This is a genomic window from Agromyces selenitireducens (genome assembly GCF_052748465.2).
Genome location: NZ_CM188259.1, coordinates 3,228,956 through 3,244,137 on the forward strand (window position 1 = coordinate 3,228,956; position 15,182 = coordinate 3,244,137).

A 15,182-nucleotide genomic window follows, 5' to 3' on the forward strand; every position below is an offset into this window, starting at 1 on the left:
CCACGGGCGTGTCGCCCCGGCGATCGTCTCTCCGCCGGAACGCGACCTGGCGTCGGGAGCGCGTCCCGGCGCGGTGAGCGCGACGCGCGGTCAGGTGCCGAGCGCGCGGCGCGCCACGCGGTACTTCTCGACGAGGCGCAGCTGCGTGTCGTAGTCCAGGCGGCGCAGGCGCCAGCGCGCCGTGTTGTCGTCGATGTCGGCGAGCTTCACGCGACGGGCGACCGCGTGGGCCCGGATGCGGGCGTAGTACTCGCCGGCCGCGACATCCGGGGTGCGCGTCAGCAGCCGCACGACGTCGATGACCTCGGGGAGGACGCCGGCCTCGAAGAGCTCGTCGGCGGTGATCGCGGTGTCCTCGAGCACGTCGTGGAGCCACGCGGCCGCGGCCTCGACCGGCTCGGTCGCCGCATCGAACCGCTCGGCGATGCGGCCCGGGTGATCGATGTACGGCGCACCGGTCCGATCGAGCTGGCCGCGATGCGCGATGAACGCGATCCCTTTCGCGAGCGCGACCTGCTCGAGGCCGTCGCGCCCGGTCATGCGATCGGATGGCGCGGGCGGCGCAGCGTCCCCGCGCGCCGGCTCGGGCGCGGGCGCCTGCGCTTGAGCGGGGGCCTTCTCGGGAGCGGGTACCTGCTCGGCACGGCGCGCCGGCTCGGGAGCGGCCGCAGGTCCGGGATCAGGCGCCGGCTCGGCAGCGTGCGCCGGCTCGGCAGCCGGCACCGGGTCGGGGGCGGATGCCGCGACGTCCGCCTGCACGAAGGTCGACCTGCGCGCCTCCACGACGATCGCCTCGAACTCCTCGGTGATCGGGTCCACCTCGTCGGTCTCCGTCCGCGTCTCCGCGGACTCCCCTGCTCCGGCATCCGTCGCCATCTGCTCCACCCCGGGTTCCCTCTCGTCATCGGTCTCGGACTGCGATTCGGCGCCCTCGTCGGCACCCGTGTCGACGCCCGCCTTGCCGACCGCGTCGGCGCCCGCCTCCGCGACCGGGTCGCGGCCGCGAACCGGGCGGACGAATCGCAGCTCGGCCTCCAGCACGCCGAGTTCCCGTTCGTCGAGCTCGAGCAGCGATCGGCCTCCGCCCTCGCTCCGCCGGTCGAACGACTCCACGTCGATCTCGTCGAGCCTGGCCCCGTCGCGCGTCGTGAAGTACCGCCGCCTCGTGCCATCCGTCACCGCCACGATGACGGCGTCGAACTCGCCGCCCGGCTCGAGGCTGCTCAGGAAGTAGCGGCGACGATCGGCGAGCGGATGCCGCGGCGCCTCGATCGGCACGACCTTCACGGGCTGCGCGTGCGCCCCCGCCTGCGCAGACTCGCCCCGATCGACGTGCTCGCCCCGATCAACGTGCTCGCCCCGATCGACATGCCCACCCTGATCGGCCCGCTCGACGTGCCCGTCCGTCTCGCCCGGCTCGCCCGGCAGCCCGCCCGGCGCGTCACGGTCGTCGCGCTCGCCCGACCCGGCCGCGGGCGCGCCGTACCCGGACTCGGGCTCGTCGTCGATGGAGGTGCTCAACCGAACTCCAGGGGGCTGCCGGTCCGCCATGGCGGCGGGCCGGGGTGGACGGTCGTCTGATACGGATGGGGATGCGGCGGGAGGGGGCCCCTCGCACCCTCCGATGGTACGGCGCGCTCCGCCATCGACCACACCCCCATCGCGGCGCGCCGCGCCGACCCGGCCCGACGCACTCGGGGAGGCGGCCCGGCCCCCCGGCGGGTTCAGGCCAGCGTGCCCGGCCCCTGCCCCTCGACCATCCCGCCCGACGCCTCGAGGTCGTCGACGAGCTCCAGCCCTCGGCGCGCCCACGCGATCTCACCGCGAGCGCGCTCGACGAGACCCTCGTAGGCGAACCGCTTGAACGCGATCGTGCGGGCGTGCTCCCCCTGCGGCGTGGCCGCGAGGCGGCGGATGAGCATCGGATTCGTGACGGCGTCGATGCGCTGCAGCTCGCCCTCCCACTGCTCGAGCTCGCCCTCCCACTCGGCGATGTGCGCGCGGAGGAACTCGCGCGCCGCCTGCGTCGTCGTCGTCTCGAGGTATGCGGCCTTCAGGTGCGCCGGATCGCGCACGCGCGAGTAGTCGAGCGGGGTCGACATCCACTCGACGAAGGCCCGCTCCCCGGCATCCGTCACGTGGTACACCCGGCGGGTGCCGCGCGCGCCGCGCACCTGCTCCTCACCCTCGATGAGCCCCGCGGCCTCCATCTTGCGCAGCTCGGGGTAGATCTGCGAGTCGGGGGCGTGCCACACGTGCCCGACCGACACCGAGAACTGCTTCTGCAGGTCGTATCCCGACAGCGGCCCCACGCGCAGCAGCGCCAGCAGGGCGTAACGCAGGCTCATGCGGGACTCCTCGGCGTGCGGGGTGGACCGTGGACGGGAGGAGGCCGGGACTGAAGCCCCGGCCTCCGCTCGTTCAGGCTACCGATCTCAGGCGGGCTGGTCCTGGTAGTTGGTGCGCCAACCGCCGTGGTAGGTGGCGCGGGCGACGGTCGAGTACGGCACGGGGCTGACCACGGCGCGGACCTCGGTCTGCTCGTGCGGCTCCACGGCGGCCTTCTTGCTGCCGCCGTTCGGCTCGCCCCAGACCACCTTGAGCTCGGTGCCCTCGGGGACGTTCGCATCGACCGTCGCGAGCGACAGTCCGCGGCGCTCGTTGGAGCTGTACCCGGTGAACATCGAGTACCCGACGACGGTGCCGTCGGCGTCGACGACCGAGTCGTAGTTGGCCGAGCCGTAGTTGGCCAGCGGCAGGTCGAAGAACTTGTAGTTCGGCCCGTCGACGTCCAGGAGCGACGTCCACACCTTGCCGAGGTCCTCCGCGTTCCACGCGAGGGTGACCTTCTTGCGCTGCGTCGACTGGTCGACCTTCTCGAGCGCGTCGCGGCCGATGAAGTCGTGGTCGAACTTCACGAACGAGCCGTAGCCGAGCTCCCACGGGGTGAGGTAGTAGTCCTCGATGTTCTCCGACACGAACGAGCCGGCGAGCGTGCCGGTCGCCTCGTAGCCGTCGGCGGGAAGCCACTCGCGGTAGCCGCGCTCCTCCTCGCCCGTGTAGATCGCCGGGAGCGGCGACGGGATCCAGCCCGACTCGAGCGTGTTCGACGGGTAGGCGCGCGACCCGACGGGCAGGAGCCCGAACTCGGCGCCGGCCTCGACGATGGCGTCGCGGATGCGGTGGTGGTCGGCGTACGGGCCCCAGATCTCGAGCCCGGGTGCGCCGGCCATGCCGTGGCGCAGCGTGCGGACCTCGGTGCCGTCGATGGTCATGGTCGACATGTTGAAGAACTTGAGCTGCTCGAGCGGGCCGCCGTTGAGCTTCTCGATGACCTGCCACGCGTTCGGTCCCTGGATCTGGAACCGGTAGTACTGGCGCGTGACCGGGTCGCCGTAGGGACGCGACGGCGAGCGGCGGTCGACGGTGATGTCGAGGTTGGAGTACCCGCCGGTCTCACCGTGGTAGAGCAGCCAGTTCGCCGCGGGCGCGCGGCCGACGTAGACGTACTCGTCCTCCGCCTCGTGGAAGAGGATGCCGTCGCCGATCACGTGGCCCGACGCCGTCGTGGGCACGTACTGCTTGGCCTTGTTCACGGGGAACGTCGCGACCGAGTTGATCGCGGTGGCCTCGATGAGCTTGATCGCATCGGACCCCTTCAGGAAGAGGTTGTCCATGTGATGCGACTGGTCGTAGAGCACGGCGGTCTCGCGCCAGGCCTTCTGCTCCTTGATCCAGTTCGAGAAGTCGGCCGGCACGACCGGATAGATGTACGAGCCGATCTGCGAGTTGCGGAGCAGCTCGACGGCGCCTCCCGACGCGTCGAGGACGTCCTGCAGATTCTTGGGTGCCACGATGAACCTCTTGTTCTCTCGTGCCGCGAGCCGGGGCTCGCAGCGGTGTTCAGGTAGGGGTCAGAAGACGATGGTCTGGTTGCCGTGACGGATGACACGGTCGTTGGCGTGCCACTCCACGGCACGCGACAGCACGGCGCGCTCCACGAACTTGCCGCGCGCGGCGAGGTCGGCCGCGGTCTGCGCGTGCGTCACGCGGGCGACGTCCTGCTCGATGATCGGGCCCTCGTCGAGGTCCTGCGTCACGTAGTGGGCCGTCGCGCCGATCACCTTCACGCCGCGCTCCTTGGCCTTCTTGTACGGGGCCGCCCCGATGAAGGCCGGGAGGAACGAGTGGTGGATGTTGATGAGCGGGACGCCGACCTTCTGGAGGAAGTCGCCCGAGAGGATCTGCATGTACCGCGCGAGCACGACGAAGTCGACGTTGCCCTCGAGCAGCTTCAGGATCTCGGCCTCGGCCGCCGACTTGTCGGGACCCTGCGACGGCACGTGGAAGAACGGGATGCCGAACGAGCGGACGTCATCCGCGGTGTTGGTGTGGTTCGAGATCACCATCGGGATGGTCACGGACAGCTCGCCGCGACGATGCCGCCACAGGAGTTCGAGGAGGCAGTGGTCGGAGGTCGACACCAGGATCGCCATCCGCTTCGGCACCGACTGGTCGGTGAGCGTCCACTCCATGCCGAACGGCTTCAACGTCTTCTCGAGGTCGGCCTCGATGTCGGGCATCGCCACGTGGAAGTCGTCGCGGCGGAACACCACGCGCTGGAAGAAGTTGCCGCCGCTCGGGTCGTCGGAGTACTGGTCGAGGCTGATGATGTTGCCCTTGTTGCGGGTGATCAGCGAGGCGACCGCCGCGACGATGCCCGGCTGGTCGGGGCCGTTCACGATCAGGCAGGCCTGGTCGCGCAGCGGCTCGATGTGCATCGTCATCCCGGTTCGCCCCCTCACCGCTCCGAGACGAAGTCGCGCACCCACTCGGACGTCGCCCGGAGGCCGCCGAAGGCGTAGAAGTGCAGGCCGACGTCGCCCGCCGCCGGGTCGTCCACGAGCCGGCCGGCGAGGTCGTTCACGAATCGATCGGGACCGGCGGTGCCCATGAGGTTGGTCAGCGAGAAGCCGTACTTGCGCACGATCATCGCGTTCGAGCCGACGCCGAACCGACGGGCGAAGCCGAGCAGCCTCTTGACGCCCGCGGGTCCGGGCGTGCCGATGCGGATCGGGAAGTCGACGCCCCGGCCGCGGACCGCGTCGATCCAGGTCGTGACCGCGTCGGTGTCGAAGGCGAACTGGGTGAGGACGACGGCGTCGAGCCCCTGCTCGCGGAGCGCGGCGTACTTGCCCTCGAGCGCCCGCCAGAGCACGTCGTCGGAGATGTCGGGGTGGCCCTCGGGGTAGCCGGCGATGCTGATCTCTCGCGCGCCGTACTTCTGGAGCACGCCGCTGCGGATCAGGGCGAGCGAGTCCTCGTAGGGCCCCTCGGGCTCGGCCGGGTCGCCGCCGACGGCGAAGACGTGCTCGGTCGCGCCGACCTGCTGGAGTCGGTCGAGGAACTCCTCGAGCTGCGCCTGCGACTGCAGGCGGCGCGCGGAGATGTGCGGGACGGGCACGAAGCCGAGCTCACGCACCGCCTTGGCCGCGGCCACGCGCATCTCCAGGTCCTCGTTGTGGAGGTAGGTGACGTTGATCTTGGTTCCGGCGGGAATGAGGTCCTTCGCGTCGTGGAGGGCCTCGACGTCCTTGCCGGTCATCTCGATGGAGAAGCCCTTCACCAGCTTGAGCGCTGCCGCGCGATTGGGCTCTGCGGTGGTTCTGGTCACTGATCGTGGTCCTTTCGGGCTGCGCCGCGTTGCGCACGTCTAGTTTACCTACGTTGATAGGGAATGTCGATAGGGAATCGACATCGGCGCTCAGGCTGCGGGCGCGTGCTCGGCGAACCGCTCGCGCCCGACGAACACGCCGACGACCAGCTGCGCGACGAGCGTGAGCACGACGAGCAGCAGCGGCGCGAGCCATCCCCCCGTCAGGGTCAGCAGACCGCCGAACGCGATCGGGCCGGCCGCCGCGATCGCGTAGCCGCCCGACTGCGCCATGCCCGAGAGCCGCCCGGCGGCCGCGGGCGTGCGCGCCCGGAGCCCGAACAGGTTGAACGCCATCGAGAGCGATGCGCCACTGGCGAGTCCGCACACGACGACCCATCCGACGAAGAGGGAGGGCACCGTGATGAGGCCGACGACCCCGGCGACGGCGACCACGGGGATGAGGGCGGGCGTCCATCGGGCGAGGCGCCGCCCGCGCAGCAGCAGCGGCACGGCGAGCGTGCCGACGAGCGAGCACAGCTGCAGCAGCATGACGTCGATGCCGGCGACGACCTCCGAGCGCCCCAGCGTGACGGCGAGCGGCGCCAGCCAGGTGACCAGCATGTAGAAGTACATCGCCTGGAAGCCCATGTAGGCGAGCACCAGCCACGCGACCGCGTCGCCCCACATGCCCGCCCGGCGGGCGGGCGGCTCGGCGGGGCCGGCCGCGCGGGCGGCTCGCTCGCGACGTCGGTCCTCGGCTCCGCGCCGGGTGAGCAGGTGCGCGCCCCAGGCGGCGATCGCGATCGTGACGAGCGAACCCGAGCACACGAGCGCCCAGCGCCACCCGATCTCGCTGCCGTCCACGACGACGTGCGAGATGGGCACGACCACGCCGGATGCCACGGCGCCCGTGCCGGCGAGGAACGCCGTGAAGAGCGAGGTCATGCCCGCGAGGCGATCGCTGAAGTCGCGCTTGATGACCGCGGGGAGCAGTACGTTGCCGATCGCGAGGGACGCTCCGATCAGCACGGTCCCGAGCCACAGGTTCACGGTCGAGCCCGGAAGCGACCGCCACACCGTGCCGATCGCAAGGGCGACGAGCGACCAGAGCACGGTCTGCGACATCCCGAGCCGCGTGCTCACGATGTGCGCCAACGGCGACACCACGGCGAACGCGATCAGCGGGATCGACGCGAGCAGGCCGAGGGCCGCCTCGGTCGTGCCGAGGTCGTCGGCGATCTGCGGCAGGAGCGGCCCGACGCCCGCGATCGACGCGCGCAGGTTCGCCGCGATGAGGAGGACCGCGACCGTGAGGAGGAGGCGCGGATGCCGCACCGTCGAGGGTGCCGGCATCCGCGCCTCCGTGCCTCGGGCGCGAGTGTCGATGATGGTCCCTAGTGCGCCATGCTCGCCAGGGCCTCGGGGTCGATCGTGGCGATCGAGCGGGTGTCCTGGAAGGCGCGCACGCCCTCGATGCCCTGCTCGCGGCCGAAGCCCGACTGCCGCATCCCGCCGAACGGAGCCCGCAGGTCGAGGCGGGTCGCGCCGTGGTCGTTGACCCAGACGTACCCGCACACCAGCTGCGAGCCGACTCGGTTCGCGGCATCCGGATCCGCGGTCCACACCGATCCGCAGAGGCCGCTCCACGTGTCGTTCGCGAGGCGCACCGCCTCCTCCTCGGTGTCGAAGGGGATGATCGGGATGACCGGCCCGAACTGCTCCTGCGTCACGACGCGGAGCGAGGGGTCGGGGTCGACGACGATCGCCGGACGCAGGAAGTTGCCGCCCTGCAGCTCGGCGTCGCCCGGCAGTTCGCCGAACTCGCGGACCTCGGCGCCGGCGTCCTTGGCCTCCTGGATGATCTCCTCGACGAACGCCTTCTGCGCCGACTGGTGCAGCGGCCCCATCGTGGTGCCCTCGTCGAGTCCGTACCCGATCCGGGTCTGCTCGAGTCGCGAGGAGAGACCCTCGACGACCTCGCCGAGGCGGGACCGGTGCACGTACACGCGCTTGGCGTTCATGCAGATCTGGCCCGTCGTGTCGTAGATCGCCGCGAACAGCCGGTCGAGGTGCGCGTCGTCGACGATGGCGTCCTCGAGGAAGACCGCCGCGTCGTTGCCGCCGAGCTCGAGCGTCACGCGCGTCAGCGACTTCGACGCCATCTCCATGATCCGCTTGCCGCCGTTCACCGAGCCCGTGAAGCACACCTTCGCGACGTCGGGGCTGCTGATCAGCGCCGACATGTTGGCGTCCGGCCCGGTCACGACGTTCAGCACGCCGGGCGGCAGCTTCTCGGCGACCCGCTGGACGACGCGGGTCGTCGCGAGCGGCGCCGAGGGCGGCGGCTTCACGATCGCGGTGTTGCCCGCGAGCAGCGCGTGCGGCAACGACGCACCGAGGATCGCGATCGGCCAGTTGAACGGCACGATCACGGTCACCGGCCCGAGCGGCTGGTACGACACCTCCGTCGTGACCGGGATCGCCCCGGGCACCACCGGGAGCGTCTTGTCCTGGTCCACCTCGTCGGCGAGCATCAGCGCGAGGTTCCAGCGGAGCTCGAACACGAGCGCGTCGATCCAGGACTCCATCCGGATCTTGCCGTTCTCCCGCGACAGGACCGCCGCGTCCTCATCGCGGTCGTCCGCGATGCCGGCGATTGCCTCGGCCATCTTCGCCGCGCGTTCCTGCGGGCTCAGCGCCGCCCACGCCGGGAAGGCCTCCTTGGCCGCGGCGATCGCGTCCGCGACATCCGCTTCGGATGCCGACGCCGCCTCGCCCGCGACCTCGCCCGGCTTGCCCGGGTCCGCGATCGTCAGCACCTCGTCGGTGAAGCGCTCCTCACCGCCGATGTACAGGCCGGTCCTGACCGCGGCGGACGTCCCGCCCCGGGTCTCCGTCTTCGTGTCGGATGCACTGCCGGATGCGGCATCCGTGCTCACCACGGCGTTCTCCATGTCGGTCATGCGTCTCCCCACCTCTCTCTGTTGTCATTCCTTGACGACGGGCGTTCCGTGGGTGTGGAACGTCTCGATGGTCTTCATGCCCCAGGCCTGGCCCTTCTTGCGCTCCTCCTGCGTCCACTCCACGACGGGCGAGTCGGGGTCGAGCAGCAGGCGGGCGCCGGCGTTGGCGAACTCGATGCGGTTGCCGCCGGGCTCCCACACGTAGAGGAAGAAGGTCTGGTTGATGGCGTGCTTGTGCGGCCCCGACTCGATGTGGATCCCGTTCTCGAGGAAGATGTCGGCGGCCTTCAGGATGTCCTCGCGGGTGTCGGGCGCGAAGGCGACGTGGTGCAGGCGGTTGCCGTGCTTCAGCCAGTCGTCGGAGTAGACGATGTCGTACGACTTGTTGTTGAAGTGGAACCACCAGGCCGCGAACCCGCCCGCGTCGAGGGCGATCCGCTCGCTCTCGCGGCCGCGGAGCGCCTTGGCGACGAACTCGCCGTTGGCGACGACGTCCTTCGCGAGGTAGTTGATGTGGTCGAGCCGCCGCGCGTTCACGCCGCGGCCCGGGAACGCGGACGCCTGGTTCTTCAGCGCCGGCTTGTCGTCGGTGGCGACGTACCGCTCGGTCTCGTAGTAGATGCCCATCTCGTGTCCGTCGGGGTCGCGGAACATGTAGGTCGGGCCGGTGCCGACCTCGCCGTCGACCCAGCCCTCGCCGAGGCCCATCTCGTCGATGGCTGCGACGCGGCGCTCGAGCGCCTCCTGGCTCGTCGTGCGGAAGGTCGTGCGCCCGACGCCGGCGTCATCCGATGCCGTGAGCTTGATCGTGTAGAGCTGGTACTCGTCCCACGTCCGGAGGTAGACCGAGTCGCCCTCTTCGGCGACGACGCGCATGGCGAGCAGATCGCGGAAGAACCAGAGGCTCTTCTCGAAGGTGGGCGTGAGCAGCTCGACGTTGCCGAGGTGCGCGACGTCGAACGAGGTGTACTCGGTCATGCGCGGGTTCCTCTCTCCATTGTAGGTTCCGGATGGTGCTGACGCAGGGGGTTGCGGACGCCCGGCCGGCTAGCGCCGGGGCCTCGGGAAGACGGTGCCGTCGAAGATCTTGCGGGCCGTGCGGAGCGCGCTCGAGCGTGCGACATCCCACCCGTGGTCGGTCTCGGTCAGCGCGACGTCGACGTCGAAGTACCCGGTCGGGTGCTCGATGCGGAAGGGCGTGCCGGGCTCGGGGAGCACTGCGACGCCGTCGGCGACGGATCCGGGAGCGAGTGCGCCGGCGCCGACCGTGAGCGCGCCGAGCACGCCGATCGACGTGTGGGCGCGCACCGGGAGGAAGCTCCGGGTGCTCACGACGCCGCCGGACGTCGGCGGCGAGAGGAGGACGAGCTTCGGCACGGTGGCCCCCGAGACGTCCCCCATGCCCATCGCCTCGGCGGCGGCCAGGCGGATCTCCGCGAGCCGCGCGGCGAGTTCGGCGTCCGCCTCGAGCGCCGCCGGCGCCTCGTCGCCGACGACACCGAGGTCGGCGGCCCGTATGAGCACGCTCGGCATGCCGTTGTCGACGCAGGTGACCTCGACGCCGGCGATCCGGTCCCGCGTGTTCCCCGTCGGGAAGAGCGCGCCCGTCGACGAGCCGGCGGTGCCCTCGAAGTCGAGCGGGATGGCTCCGGCGGTGCCCGGCACCCCGTCGATCGGGAGGTCGCCGTCGTAGTCCACGATCCCGCCGGGCGTCGCGAAGCTCGCGGTGGCGATGCTGTCGGAGTTGACCATCCGGATGCGCACGTCGGTGCGTTCGTCACCGGCCCGGACGAGGCCGCGCTCCACCGCGAACGGCCCGACCCCGGCGAGGATGTTGCCGCAGTTCTGGCGGTCGGTCACGAACGCCTCGTCGACGCCGAGCTGGAGGAAGAGGTAGTCGACGTCGGCGGCGTCGTCGGCCGACGGCGAGACGACGGCGACCTTGCTGGTCAGGGGGTGGGCGCCGCCGAGGCCGTCGATCTGCCGCGGGTCGGGCGTGCCCATGATCCGCAGCAGCAGGTCGTCGCGCTCGCCGGGGTCGGCGGGCAGGTCGGACGCGAGGAAGTACGCGCCCTTCGACGTGCCCCCGCGCATGAGCAGGCAGCGGATGCCGCTACTCCCGGCCATGCTCCGCCTCGTATTCGGCAGCGGTCAGGTACCGCACGCCCAGCTCGTCGAGCACGCCGCGGAGCCGGTTGCGGTCGAGGCTCAGCTCGCCGGCGAGGTACGCCGTGCGCGACTCGGCCTCCCTCGCGACGCGCGCGTCGGACGCGGCGAGCGCGGCCCCCGCGTCGGCGCGCGGGATGCAGAGCACGCCGTCGTCGTCGGCGACGATCACGTCGCCGGGGCGCACGACCGTCCCGCCGACGGTGATCGGCACGTTGACCGAGCCGGCGGTCGCCTTGACCGTGCCCTGGGCGTTGACGGCGCCCGACCAGACCGGGAACCCCATCGCGCGGAGGTCGGCGACATCCCGCACCCCGCCCGTGGTCACGAGCCCGCGCACCCCTCGGTGCTGCAGGGCGGTCGCGAAGAGCTCGCCGAAGGAGCCGTCGAGCGACGGCGACACGGTGGTCACGACGAGCACGTCGCCCTCGCGGCACTGCTCGACGGCCGCGTGGATCATGAGGTTGTCGCCCGGCCAGCAGAGCACGGTCACCGCGGAGCCGGCGATCCGCACGCCCTCCTGGATGGGGCGGACGGACGCGCCGACGAGGCCGCTTCGGCCCATCGCCTCGTGCACCGTGGCGACGCCGTGCGCGCCCAGGGCCTCGATGGCGGCGGCATCCGCTCGTTCGATGTCGGTGACGACGACGGGCTTCATGCGAGGACGTCCGTCACCTGCGGGTAGTACCGCATGTAGGCCTCGCCCTTCGTGTCGACGGGCAGGCCGAGGTTGGGGCCGGCGTTGCGCTTGACCTGCACGCCGCGGCGGGTGGCGAGGTCGCTGTAGTAGTCCCACATGTGCTTCTGGGCGGGCAGGCACCGCATGGCCTCCTGCTTGGCCGGGAAGGCCGACGTGATGTCGAGCAGGACGTCGGGCTTGAAGTCGCACTGCTCCGGCTGGTGCGGCTCGAAGAAGAACACCGGCGGCGCGCCGAGCACCTCGCCCGGGGCTTCGTAGCCGATGGCCTGCGCGAGGATCCGGGCCTCGAGCGCGAGGCGGGCCGCCGCGGGATGGTCGGCGTTGTACGGGTCGACGAGCGGATGCGTGAGCACGACGGCCGGCTGCACGCGCCGGTAGACGTGCACGAGCTGGTCGAGCAGCTCGCGGGTCGCCACGAGCGGGTAGTCGCCGGCGTCGAGGAACTCGATCTCGGCGCCGAGGGCGGATGCCGCGGCCTCGGCCTCGCCGCGGCGGATGGCCTTGATCTCGTCGAGCGACTTGCCGGCCAGCCACTGGCTCGCCGATTCGCCGCGTTCGCCGTACGAGAGGCAGACGACGACCGCGCGCTCTCCGCGCGCGGTGGCGGCGGCGATCGCCCCGCCGGCCCGCCAGACGAAGTCGCCCGCGTGTGCGCTCACGACGAGCATGGTGCCGTTCCCACTGGCCATGTGATGTCCTCCCGGGTCCGTTTCCGCATCCTCGACGATCCGCCCCCGCGGACGGTGCCAGACAAGCATGGTCTGGCATTCTGGTCAAGGTCTCGGATACATTATTGTCACCAATCTCGGTGGACGACCACCACACCGCCCATCGCGTCTCACTGTCGAGAACGAAGGAGCTCATCGTGCCGGAATCCCTCCAAGAGGCCATCGACCGCACGGGATCCCCCGTCACGCTGCTGCGGAACTCGCCCGCGCGTCCGCACGTGTTCCCCGTGACGGCGGAGTTCAGCAACTGGCGATCGGAGCAGCACTCCTGGCGCACGTCGTGCGCCCTGCTCGACCAGTCGCACCACATGACCGACCTGTTCCTCCGCGGCCCCGACGCGGAACGCCTGCTCAGCGAGCTCGCCGTGAACTCGTTCGCGAACTTCCCCGTCGACCGCGCGAAGCAGTTCGTCGCCGTCGACCACCGGGGCCGCCTCATCGGCGACGCGATCCTCGCCCACCTCGACACCGACCACTACGACCTCGTCGGGCACCCCATGGTCATCGACTGGGCGCAGTTCCACGCCGAGACGGGCGGCTTCGACGTCGAGTTCGAGCGCGACGACAACTCGATCGTGCGACGGGGCGACCCCGCCCTGTTCCGGTACGAGCTCCAGGGCCCGACCGCGGTCGCGATCGTCGAGAAGCTCATCGGCGGGCCGGTGCCGAAGATCGGGTTCTTCCACATGGGCCGATTCCCGATCGCCGGACTCGAGGTCCGCGCCATCCGTCACGGCATGGCCGGCCAGCCCGGCTACGAGCTGTTCGGCCCCTGGGCCGATGGCGAACGGGTGAGGGACGCCCTGCTGGAGGCCGGCGCCGAGTTCGGTCTCACGCCGGTCGGGGCGAAGGGCTACTCCACGGCGAACCTCGAGTCGGGATGGGTGCCCTCGCCCGTGCCCGCGATCTTCACCGGCGACGAGATGCGCGCCTACCGGGAGTGGCTGCCCGCCGCCCGCGCGGGCTCGCTCGGCGGCAGCTTCGACTCGGGCGCCATCGAGGACTACTACCTCACGCCCTACGAACTCGACTACGGCCGCTCGGTCGCGTTCGACCACGACTTCGTCGGACGCGGCGCGCTCGAGGCCATGTCGGAGGCGTCCCACCGCCGCAAGGTGACGCTCGTCTGGAACCCGGACGACGTCGAGGCCGCGATGGGCTCGCTCATGCGCCCCGGCGTCCCCGCCAAGTACCTCGACCTGCCGAAGGCGCGGTACGCGCTGTACCAGGTGGACCGCGTGCTGCAGGGCGACGCGACGGTCGGCCAGTCGTTCGACTGCGGCTACATCGCCAACGAGCAGTCGTTCGTCTCGCTCGCCGCCCTCGACCCGGCCGTCGCCGAGGTCGGACAGGAGGTGACGGTCCTCTGGGGCGAAGAGCCCAACTCGGCGAAGCTCCAGGTCGAGCCGCATCGGCAGGTCCCGATCCGGGCCACCGTCGCCCCCGCCCCGTTCGTCCAGTTCGCCCGCGAGAGCTACCGCGCCGCCTGACCGGGGCATCCACCGAGACATCCGAACCACCCGAAGGAGAGAGAACCATGACCGCGAATTCCCTGCAGGACGTCCTCGACGCATCCGGCAACACCGTCGAGCACCTGCGCAACTCCAAGCTCGGCACGTACATCTACCCGGTCGTCCCTGCCGAGTTCAGCAACTGGCGGCGCGAGCAGAAGGCGTGGCGCGAGACCGCGGTGCTCTACGACCAGTCGCACCACATGGTGAACTTCTTCGTGAAGGGGCCCGACGCACTCAAGCTGCTCCGCGACACCGGGATCAACAGCTTCGCGAACTTCCCCGTGAACACGGCGAAGCAGTTCGTGCCGACGGCCTCCAACGGCGGCGTGATCGGCGACGGCATCCTCTTCCACGAGGCCCAGGACGACTTCGTCTACGTGGGTCGGGCGCCTGCGGCGAACTGGCTGCAGTACCACGCCGAGACGGGCGGGTACGACGTCGAGTTCACCTACGACGACCGCTCGCCGTCGCGACCCTACGGCGCCGCGGTGAACCGCGAGTACTACCGCTTCCAGATCCAGGGCCCCAACGCCTGGCAGATCATCGAGAAGCTCAACGGCGGACCGCTCGAGAAGGTCAAGTTCTTCCACATGGGCGAACTGTCGGTCGGCGGCCAGCAGGTCCGGACGCTGCGCCACGGCATGGCCGGCGCCCCGGGCCTGGAGATCTGGGGACCCTATGCCGACCACGGCCGGGTCCGTGACGCCGTGCTCGAGGCCGGTGCCGAGTTCGGCATCGAACCGTGCGGATCGCGCGCCTACTCCTCGAACACGCTCGAGTCGGGCTGGATCCCGTCGCCGCTCCCCGCGATCTACAGCAGCGAGGCCGAGCGCGCCTACCGCGAGTGGCTCCCGGCGAACAGCTACGAGGCGATCAACGCCCTCGCCGGCTCGTTCGTGTCGCAGGACATCGAGGACTACTACCTCAGCCCGTGGGAGCTCGGCTACGGCTCCTTCATGAAGTTCGACCACGACTTCATCGGCCGCGACGCGCTCGAGCAGGTCGACCCCGCGTCGCAGCGCAAGAAGGTCACCCTGGCCTGGAACGACGAGGACCTCGCGAAGATCTGGGCGTCGTTCCTCGACCGCGACCGCCCCGGCGCGCAGTTCTTCGACATCCCGAACGCCAACTACGGGTCGTCGAACTACGACTCGGTCGTCGACGCCGACGGCACGGTCGTCGGCCTGTCGCTCTTCACGGGCGTGACCGCGAACGAGCGCCGCGGCCTGTCGCTCGCGACCGTCGACCACAACGTCGAGGTCGGCACCGAACTGCGCGTGATCTGGGGCGAGCCCGACGGCGGGTCGGGCAAGACCACGGTCGAGCCGCACGAGCAGGTCGAGGTCCGCGTCGTGGTGAGCCCCGTGCCCTACTCGGTCACCGCACGCACCGAATACCACGGCGGATGGCGCACCGCGGGCACCGCCTGAACCCGGCGGGCGTGCCCGGAGCGGG

The 15,182-nt window shown here is 70.9% G+C and carries 13 protein-coding genes; 2 read left to right on the top strand and 11 right to left on the bottom strand.

Annotation, left to right across the window (positions count from 1 at the left end; translation table 11 throughout):
- Window positions 1–90: 90 nt before the first annotated feature.
- The 11 genes from ACULK4_RS15140 to ACULK4_RS15190 form a co-directional block, all read right to left on the bottom strand.
- The gene (locus ACULK4_RS15140) at window positions 91–1,521 is read right to left on the bottom strand and encodes a hypothetical protein (RefSeq protein ID WP_445966411.1); all 1,431 of its coding nucleotides are present in this window, start codon (window positions 1,519–1,521) and stop codon (window positions 91–93) included.
- Between the two features lie 203 nt (window positions 1,522–1,724).
- Window positions 1,725–2,348 (bottom strand): PadR family transcriptional regulator, encoded by a 624-nt coding sequence (locus tag ACULK4_RS15145; protein WP_445966412.1) that lies wholly within the window; start codon window positions 2,346–2,348, stop codon window positions 1,725–1,727.
- Window positions 2,349–2,435: 87 nt separating this feature from the next.
- A complete protein-coding gene (gene ligM / locus ACULK4_RS15150; RefSeq protein ID WP_445966413.1) occupies window positions 2,436–3,854 on the bottom strand; it encodes a vanillate/3-O-methylgallate O-demethylase in 1,419 nt (472 codons plus the stop codon).
- Between the two features lie 60 nt (window positions 3,855–3,914).
- Window positions 3,915–4,787 (bottom strand): formyltetrahydrofolate deformylase, encoded by an 873-nt coding sequence (gene purU / locus ACULK4_RS15155; RefSeq protein WP_445966414.1) that lies wholly within the window; start codon window positions 4,785–4,787, stop codon window positions 3,915–3,917.
- A 14-nt stretch (window positions 4,788–4,801) separates the two neighbouring features.
- Entirely contained in the window at window positions 4,802–5,605 is an 804-nt protein-coding gene (locus ACULK4_RS15160; RefSeq protein WP_445966548.1) for a methylenetetrahydrofolate reductase, read from the bottom strand.
- Between the two features lie 159 nt (window positions 5,606–5,764).
- Window positions 5,765–7,009 (bottom strand): MFS transporter, encoded by a 1,245-nt coding sequence (locus ACULK4_RS15165; protein ID WP_445966415.1) that lies wholly within the window; start codon window positions 7,007–7,009, stop codon window positions 5,765–5,767.
- A gap of 41 nt (window positions 7,010–7,050) precedes the next feature.
- Entirely contained in the window at window positions 7,051–8,619 is a 1,569-nt protein-coding gene (locus ACULK4_RS15170) for an aldehyde dehydrogenase family protein (protein WP_445966416.1), read from the bottom strand.
- A 24-nt stretch (window positions 8,620–8,643) separates the two neighbouring features.
- The gene (locus tag ACULK4_RS15175; protein WP_445966417.1) at window positions 8,644–9,597 is read right to left on the bottom strand and encodes a VOC family protein; all 954 of its coding nucleotides are present in this window, start codon (window positions 9,595–9,597) and stop codon (window positions 8,644–8,646) included.
- Window positions 9,598–9,666: 69 nt separating this feature from the next.
- Window positions 9,667–10,746 carry a 4-oxalomesaconate tautomerase gene (locus ACULK4_RS15180; RefSeq protein WP_445966418.1) on the bottom strand — a complete coding sequence of 360 codons (1,080 nt, stop codon included), beginning with the start codon at window positions 10,744–10,746 and terminating at the stop codon, window positions 9,667–9,669.
- Window positions 10,733–11,443, bottom strand: coding sequence for a 4-carboxy-4-hydroxy-2-oxoadipate aldolase/oxaloacetate decarboxylase (locus ACULK4_RS15185; RefSeq protein ID WP_445966419.1), 711 nt, complete (start codon window positions 11,441–11,443; stop codon window positions 10,733–10,735). The genes ACULK4_RS15180 and ACULK4_RS15185 overlap by 14 nt, the downstream gene beginning before the upstream one ends.
- Complete coding sequence (locus ACULK4_RS15190; RefSeq protein ID WP_445966420.1) at window positions 11,440–12,174, bottom strand: PIG-L deacetylase family protein; 735 nt, start codon at window positions 12,172–12,174, stop codon at window positions 11,440–11,442. Before ACULK4_RS15190 ends, ACULK4_RS15185 begins: the two co-directional genes overlap by 4 nt.
- A gap of 176 nt (window positions 12,175–12,350) precedes the next feature.
- Between ACULK4_RS15190 and ACULK4_RS15195 the strand changes: the two genes are divergently transcribed.
- Together ACULK4_RS15195 and ligM (ACULK4_RS15200) are read left to right on the top strand one after the other, a co-directional pair.
- Window positions 12,351–13,703: an aminomethyl transferase family protein gene (locus ACULK4_RS15195; protein ID WP_445966421.1), complete on the top strand. Its 1,353-nt coding sequence runs from the start codon at window positions 12,351–12,353 to the stop codon at window positions 13,701–13,703.
- Between the two features lie 47 nt (window positions 13,704–13,750).
- Window positions 13,751–15,157: a vanillate/3-O-methylgallate O-demethylase gene (ligM, locus tag ACULK4_RS15200; RefSeq protein WP_445966422.1), complete on the top strand. Its 1,407-nt coding sequence runs from the start codon at window positions 13,751–13,753 to the stop codon at window positions 15,155–15,157.
- Window positions 15,158–15,182 lie beyond the last annotated feature (25 nt).